The sequence below is a fragment of the Streptomyces phytophilus genome (assembly GCF_013870535.1).
GTDB lineage: Bacteria > Actinomycetota > Actinomycetes > Streptomycetales > Streptomycetaceae > Streptomyces > Streptomyces phytophilus.
Map to the genome: position 1 here is coordinate 1 of NZ_JACBXC010000274.1, position 6,055 is coordinate 6,055.

At 72.5% G+C, this 6,055-nt stretch carries 9 protein-coding genes; 2 read left to right on the plus strand and 7 right to left on the minus strand.

Annotated features, from left to right (window positions below; all coding sequences use genetic code 11):
- Window positions 1-312: 312 nt before the first annotated feature.
- Window positions 313-531 carry a DUF397 domain-containing protein gene (locus H5J30_RS14580; RefSeq protein ID WP_181787866.1) on the plus strand — a complete coding sequence of 73 codons (219 nt, stop codon included), beginning with the start codon at window positions 313-315 and terminating at the stop codon, window positions 529-531.
- Window positions 532-540: 9 nt separating this feature from the next.
- On the opposite strand, the gene H5J30_RS14585 is transcribed toward H5J30_RS14580, so the two are convergent.
- The 5 genes from H5J30_RS14585 to H5J30_RS14605 all read right to left on the minus strand — a co-directional run bounded on the left by H5J30_RS14585 (window position 541) and on the right by H5J30_RS14605 (window position 3,187).
- Entirely contained in the window at window positions 541-987 is a 447-nt protein-coding gene (locus H5J30_RS14585) for a hypothetical protein (protein WP_181787867.1), read from the minus strand.
- Window positions 988-1,054: 67 nt separating this feature from the next.
- Complete coding sequence (locus H5J30_RS14590; RefSeq protein WP_181787868.1) at window positions 1,055-1,681, minus strand: OmpA family protein; 627 nt, start codon at window positions 1,679-1,681, stop codon at window positions 1,055-1,057.
- Between the two features lie 13 nt (window positions 1,682-1,694).
- Complete coding sequence (locus H5J30_RS14595; protein WP_181787869.1) at window positions 1,695-2,300, minus strand: hypothetical protein; 606 nt, start codon at window positions 2,298-2,300, stop codon at window positions 1,695-1,697.
- An 18-nt stretch (window positions 2,301-2,318) separates the two neighbouring features.
- Window positions 2,319-2,984 (minus strand): pilus assembly protein TadG-related protein, encoded by a 666-nt coding sequence (locus H5J30_RS14600; protein WP_181787873.1) that lies wholly within the window; start codon window positions 2,982-2,984, stop codon window positions 2,319-2,321.
- Window positions 2,981-3,187, minus strand: coding sequence for a hypothetical protein (locus H5J30_RS14605; protein WP_027754509.1), 207 nt, complete (start codon window positions 3,185-3,187; stop codon window positions 2,981-2,983). Before H5J30_RS14605 ends, H5J30_RS14600 begins: the two co-directional genes overlap by 4 nt.
- A gap of 288 nt (window positions 3,188-3,475) precedes the next feature.
- Here H5J30_RS14605 and H5J30_RS14610 point away from each other — a divergent pair, with 288 nt between their 5' ends.
- Window positions 3,476-4,348: an LLM class flavin-dependent oxidoreductase gene (locus H5J30_RS14610; RefSeq protein WP_181787870.1), complete on the plus strand. Its 873-nt coding sequence runs from the start codon at window positions 3,476-3,478 to the stop codon at window positions 4,346-4,348.
- 22 nt (window positions 4,349-4,370) lie between these two features.
- Here H5J30_RS14610 and H5J30_RS14615 read toward each other — a convergent pair whose 3' ends face one another.
- Both H5J30_RS14615 and H5J30_RS14620 read right to left on the minus strand, forming a co-directional pair.
- Window positions 4,371-5,270 (minus strand): DUF5936 domain-containing protein, encoded by a 900-nt coding sequence (locus H5J30_RS14615; protein ID WP_181787871.1) that lies wholly within the window; start codon window positions 5,268-5,270, stop codon window positions 4,371-4,373.
- 16 nt (window positions 5,271-5,286) lie between these two features.
- Window positions 5,287-6,055 (minus strand): type II secretion system F family protein (locus H5J30_RS14620; RefSeq protein WP_181787872.1); only part of this gene is annotated, 769 nt, incomplete at its 5' end.

Below are 6,055 nucleotides of genomic sequence, written 5' to 3' on the forward strand. Positions count from 1 at the left end.
TGAGGGCGGGGGCGCGGGCCGGACGTACCCCCGGGAGAGGGGTCTCTCCGGCCCGCCCGAAGAATCGGCCGGGCGGGGTCGCGGCGGCAAGGTGTTTCAGGCAGAGCCGAAACACGGAGGGCGGCGCGAACGCGCGGGGGCACGCGGCGGATCGGGGAGGGCAACGCGCGGAAGCGGCGGGAAGAGCGGGATCCGCGGGAACTAAGTGCCGCGCCGTCTCGTCATTCGTTTCGAGGTCTTGTGCCCGCAATGGGCGGCCTTGGGCGCGTCGTGGTCCGGCGCGCGGTACGTGACCATACGGCGGGGAGACCGATGAGCACCGAGCACGGCCCTGATGGCCTGGAATGGCGGAGGAGCAGCTACAGCCGCGGGGCCGGGGCCAAGTGCGTGGAGGTCGCCGCCGGGGCCGGGGCGGTGCACGTACGGGACTCCAAGACGCCGGACGGGCCGGTGCTGACGTTCACGCCGGAGGCGTGGGCGGCGTTCACGGTCTACGCGACCCGCACGCCGGGGACGGCGCGGAAGTTCTGAGCGGGGCGCTCAGGAGGTCCGGTGCCCCCCGGCCGGGCAGTCCCCGCCCCGCTGCCGGGTGAAGCCGAGGAAGTCCTCGTGCCGGATCTCGTCGCCGTCGCGGTCGTTGACGACGACCACGGGCAGCTTCTCGACGCAGTCGGCGAGGAGCCGGCGCAGATGCGCCTCCTTGATGCCGACGGCGATACGGCGGCCGCGGGCGTCGTCGGCGAGGTCGGTGGAGATGACCGTACGTACCGCGGCGCCGCCTTCCCACTCGGTCTCGACGCCGACGACGTGCTCGGCGAACTCGGCGGGGGCGTAGGTCGACGCACCGGCGGACTGACCGGCGGCGGGGGCCGGCGGCGCGGAGTCGTCGGGCAGACCCCGTAACACGTCGTCGGCGAGCCACAGCACGCCGCCCAGCACGACCACGACACCCGCGACGACGGCAACCACCCGCAGCATCCGCCCCATTCGCCGCGCCCCCTCCCGGCGCGCAGGCGCGCCGAGGCGAGCATACCGGGCACGACGGACATCCGGGTCACTGCCCCCGGGGGAAACTCACCTCGACCCGCCGGTTCTGCTTCCGGCCTTCCTCGGTGGCGTTGTCGGCGATGGGGTAGTCCTCGCTGTAGCCGCGGACGACGTAGCCGACGTCGGCGGCCTGGAGGGTGCTGGTCAGCTCCTGGTGCACGGCGTTGGCGCGGTTCTTGGAGAGGGTGACGCCGTGCTCGTACGACCCGAGGTCGTCGGTGAAGCCGAAGACGCGGACGGTGTCGGGGTCGTTCTGCTCGATCTCGTCGGCGATGGCCGCGATGCGGGACCGGGCCTGGCCGGTGAGCTTGGCGCTGTCCTTGGGGAACAGCACCTCGGCCTGCAGGGCGATGGTGATGGTCGAGTTGGAGTCGGACCGCCGCTCCTCGCCGCCCTCGGTCTCGACGACGGAGACGATGTCCAGCACCTTGGGCTCGTCGAGGGTGGCGCCGTCCTCCAGTTGGAGATCGGGGTCGTTGGCGTCGGTCTCGACGGGGGGCGGGGCGGAGGTGGTGGTCCCGGGCGGGGAGGACGGCACGGGAACGTCGTCCTGCGCGGGCAGCGCCTGGGCGACGCCGGGGGTGGCGACGAGGAAGGAGGCGACGGCGAGCGCGACGGCTGTGCGGGAGGGCATCGCGGTGTTCACCTCATCCGGAGATCTCTAGGTTGGCGGGTGGGAACGTGGGGAGTTGGAACTCCACCTCGGTGGTCTCTTCGGGCGGGGCGGGGAACTGGATGTAGATGGTCAGGTTCTCGCCGGCGTCGAGGCTCGCGATGCCGGAGGTGCACAGGCAGCGCATCTCGGTGTCCCGCAGGGCGTAGTAGCGCTTCTTGCCCTCCGAGTCCACGAACGTCGCGCCCATGAGGGACGACTTGTCCGCTCCCTGCTCCCGGCCCGACCAGTCCTGGATGTGCAGGAAGTCCTCGGTGCCGGTGTTCTCCAGCTCGCCGTTGAGCGTGACGAACCCGCCCCCGTCCCGCTTCAGCTCCAGCACGCGGAGGACGATGCCCTCCTTGTTCTTCACCTCGGCGATCGGCTCCGACGGGACCTCGTCGTCGGCGTCCTGCTGTCCTTGGCCCTTGGCGTCGGAATCCCCGCCGCCGGACGCCTCGGAGGCGCCGGACGACTTCGCGTCGCTGTCGCTGCCGCCGTCGTCGCCACTACCGCAGCCCGCGGCGGTGAGCGCCAGGGCCGCGGCCAGTGCCACGGTGGCGGCCCCTCTGCGCGCCCTGTTCGTGCCCCACATGCTCATTGCCAGGTTCCTTCGCAGTCAGTCGGCGAGACGTACGGAGAAGAGGTCGTCGGGGTCGGGAAGGAGGTCGATGTCGTCGGGGTCGAGGGACCAGTCGCCCCCGTCGCAGTCGAGTTCGAGCGGCGGCTTGTCCCGGTCCTCGTCGTCACGGCCTTCGCCGTCGTCGTCCTCGCCGCGTCCGCCGTCCTCGCCGCGGCCGTCGCCCTCATCCCCGGAGTCGTCGGGCTCCTGCACCTCGCAGCGGGAATCAAGGACCGCCGTCGCGGTGGCCTCGGAGCGTTTGCTCTCCGTTCCCGGTACGAGCGTGTCGCCCACGGCCTCCTGGTTGCGTACCGTCACGGTGAAACCGTCGTCCGGGTCGTACACGCGATCGCAAGCGGTGGTGTCGGCCCCGTTCTTCGCGGCGAAGTCCTGCGCCGCCGCGCAAGCCGACCCGTAGTCGAAGCCCTCGCCTCCGATGACGTCGTCCCACGAGCCCGGGTCGAGAAGCGTGTCGAGGAGCCCGTCCGACAACTGCTCGCGCGCGTCGTGGGCGGCTGCCAGGGCAGCGGCGTCGGCCGCGCCCTGGGCGTCGTTGCGGTTGGCGGCGGCCTGACCGACGGCGAAATACGCGACGGCGAGGAACAACAGACCCGCGATCGCGGCGATATAGAGCGGGAACGCCTGACCGGAGTCACCGGTCAGCCGATCTTTCCGATCTGGTCCTGGATCTTGCCGAGAATCAGTTCGCCCAGCCCCGATTGGATCAGCACCAGTACGATCACCACGGCCACCGCGATGATCCCCAGATACTCCACCGCTGTCTGCCCCCGATCGCGCTCGCGTCCGCGGCGCAGCCGCTGGGTGGCGGCCAGGGACCTCAGCAGCACGTCGTTGGGTTTCCACATGCGGTCTACCTCCGGAGTCGGACAACGCGGCCGTTGCCGTCGGTCCGTAAAGCCAATTGTGGTGGGTAACAGCGGACTTGGCGTCAGGAACGGTCATTTTCCGTCCTCCCCCTCGCCGCCCGCCTTACACCTGCGGCGGCCCGCGCCGCGGCGCGTCCACGTGCGCAGCGTAACCGGCCGCTCGCCGACTGTCCCACACACCCCGCGCGCATGCGAAGGGGGCGGAGTGGAATACGCCGGGATGTCCACCTGCCGGGTGGTGTCGGGGGGTCCGGGTACCGTCGGCGCATGACGAGACTTGCCACCGTGTTCATCCCCCAGTTCCCTCCCGAGCAGCTGCGGCCCGTGGCGCGGGCCGCCGACGAGGCCGGGATCGACGAGTTGTGGGTATGGGAGGACTGCTTCTACGAGAGCGGGGTCGCCACCGCCGCCGCCGTACTCGCCTGGACCGAGCGGGTGCACGTCGCCATCGGGATCCTGCCCGTGCCGCTGCGGAACGTCGCGCTGGTCGCCATGGAGGCCGCCACCCTGCACCGGCTGTTCCCCGGGCGGGTGACGCTCGGGGTGGGGCACGGGGTGCAGTCGTGGATGGGGCAGGTCGGGGCGCGGGCCGCGTCGCCGGTGACGTTGCTGCGGGAGCACCTGAGCGCGCTGCGCGCGCTGCTCGCCGGTGAGGAGGTCACCGTCGACGGGCGGTACGTCAAGCTCGACGGCGTCGGGCTGGCCTGGCCGCCGGCCGCGGCGCCGCCGGTGTTCTCCGGGGGTACGGGGCCGAAGACGCTGCGCCTGACCGGGGAGTCGGCCGACGGGACGATCCTCGCCGGGGGTGCCTCGCCGGAGGTGGTGCAGGAGGCCGCCGAGGCGGTACGGGCCGGGCGGGAGGCCGCCGGGCGGGGCGGGGGGCATCCGCTCGTCGCCTCGATCCTCGTCGCCACGGGCCCGGGCGCCGGGCGGCGGCTCGCCGAGGACGCCCGCCGGATGGGCTGGGATCCCGCCGCGGAGGCGCATGTCGCCGGGGACGCGGCGGCGGTCGCGGCCGCCGTGGACCGCTGGGCGGCGGCCGGGGCGACGACGGTGGTGCTCCAGCCGACGGCCGACGAGCCGGATCCGGTGGCCTTCGTGCGGTGGGTGGCGGGGGAGGTGCGTCCGCTGGTGTCGTAGCGCCTGCACGGGACCGCGGCCGCTATTCCGTCAGCACGCCGAACTCCGAGCCCGATCCCAGGTACACCGCCGTCACCAGCAGGATGATCGTCGCCGGCACCATCAGGCTCGTGATCAGCAGTGTCGCCTTCGGGATCGCCCGGGCCGCGCGGCGGCGCGCGTTCTGGGCGTCGGTGCGCCGCTGGTCCGTGGCGATCTGTATCAGCGTCTCCACGATCGGCGCGCCCAGGTCCTCGCCCTGCTGGAGCGCGGTGACGAACTGGGCGACCTGTTCGGAGTCGTTGCGGCGGCGCAGTTCCTCGAACGCCTGGCGGCGGGAGACGCCCATGTCCATCTGGCGCAGGGTGATGCGCAGTTCGTCGGCCCAGGGGCCCGAGTAGCGTTCGCTGACGCGGTCCAGCGCCTGCCGGAAGCCGAGCCCCGCGCTGACGACCACGGCGAGGACGTCGAGGAAGTCGGGCAGCGTACGTTCGATGACGTCGCGCCGTTTGCGTACGGCCGCCCAGATGCCGACCTCCGCCCAGCCGTAGCCGAAGGCCGCCAGCACCAGCGCGCCGGCCCACTGGCCGGAGGAGAGCAGGGTGAGCGCGCCGCCGTAGCCGATGGCGGCGTAGACGGCGCGGCGGGCGGCGTAGCGGTCGATCGTGAGGCCGCCGGGGTTGCCGGCGCGGTCTATCTTGCGGCGCTTGTTCTCCACCGCCCGCCGGCCCATCAGCTTCAGCACCAGGGGCGCGAACCGCATCCCGAGCCGGTCGATCAGCGAGCCGACGGCGGTGGTGCGGGTGGCGCCGACCTCCAGGGCCACCTGGAGGTCGCTGGGGAGCTTGACCTCGGCGCGGTAGACGCGGATGCCGCTGAGGACGCCGAAGGCGGCGAGGCCGGCGGCGGCGGCGAGGAGCAGGCCCAGGGTTCCGTGTTCCATGTGAGTCCCCGGCCCCTCAGACGTCGATCTTCGCGAGCCGGCGGATGAGCAGGATGGCCAGCGCGTACAGCCCGACCGCCGTCAGCACCGCGCCCTGGCCGAGCGGCGAGGAGCCCATGCGCTCGATGGAGCCGGGCATCACCTGGTCGGTCAGCAGCAGGGTGCCGATGCCCATGACGGGCACGGTGTACGCGGTGAGGGTGACCTGCGAGAGCTGGGTACGCACCTCGCGGCGGGTCTCCTTGCGGTCGTTGAGGGTGCCGGTGAGGTTCCGCAGGGAGCCGACGACCTGGCCGCCGGCCTTGTTGGAGAGCACCAGCGTGGAGACGAGCACGGACAGCTCGCGCGACGGCAGCCGCTCGGCGAGGTCGCCGAGGGCGTCGTCGAGCGCGACGCCGACGGCGAGCTGGTCGGTGACCTTGGTCAGCTCCTCGCCCGCCGGGGCCTCCAGCTCCTCGGCGGCGATGCCGAGTGCGGTGCGCAGGGCGAGGCCGGCCTGGGTGGCGTTGGCGAGGATGCGGGAGAGGTCGGGGAGCTGGTTGATGAACGCCTCGATGCGCTTCTGCCGCTGCCAGTTGAGGTAGGCGTGCGCGCACCACAGCCCGATGAGCCCGGAGATCGGGCCGAAGAAGGCGGCGAACAGCGCGTCGGCGAGCAGCCAGAGCACGGCGACGCCGCCGAGCGCGTACACCGTGAACTCGCCCGGGGTGACATCCAGCCCGGTCGTCGCGATGCGCCGCTCCAGGTAGCGGCCGATCCGCGTCGGCCGCACCCGCCGGTCGACC

Excerpts from the sequence above, each read along its gene's own strand:
- H5J30_RS14610 (WP_181787870.1), top strand. The coding sequence starts at position 3,476 with ATGACGAGACTTGCCACCGTGTTCATCCCCCAGTTCCCTCCCGAGCAG.
- H5J30_RS14615 (WP_181787871.1), bottom strand. The coding sequence starts at position 5,270 with ATGGAACACGGAACCCTGGGCCTGCTCCTCGCCGCCGCCGCCGGCCTC.
- H5J30_RS14595 (WP_181787869.1), bottom strand. The coding sequence starts at position 2,300 with ATGAGCATGTGGGGCACGAACAGGGCGCGCAGAGGGGCCGCCACCGTG.
- H5J30_RS14580 (WP_181787866.1), top strand. The coding sequence starts at position 313 with ATGAGCACCGAGCACGGCCCTGATGGCCTGGAATGGCGGAGGAGCAGC.
- H5J30_RS14585 (WP_181787867.1), bottom strand. The coding sequence starts at position 987 with ATGGGGCGGATGCTGCGGGTGGTTGCCGTCGTCGCGGGTGTCGTGGTC.
- H5J30_RS14605 (WP_027754509.1), bottom strand. The coding sequence starts at position 3,187 with ATGTGGAAACCCAACGACGTGCTGCTGAGGTCCCTGGCCGCCACCCAG.
- H5J30_RS14590 (WP_181787868.1), bottom strand. The coding sequence starts at position 1,681 with ATGCCCTCCCGCACAGCCGTCGCGCTCGCCGTCGCCTCCTTCCTCGTC.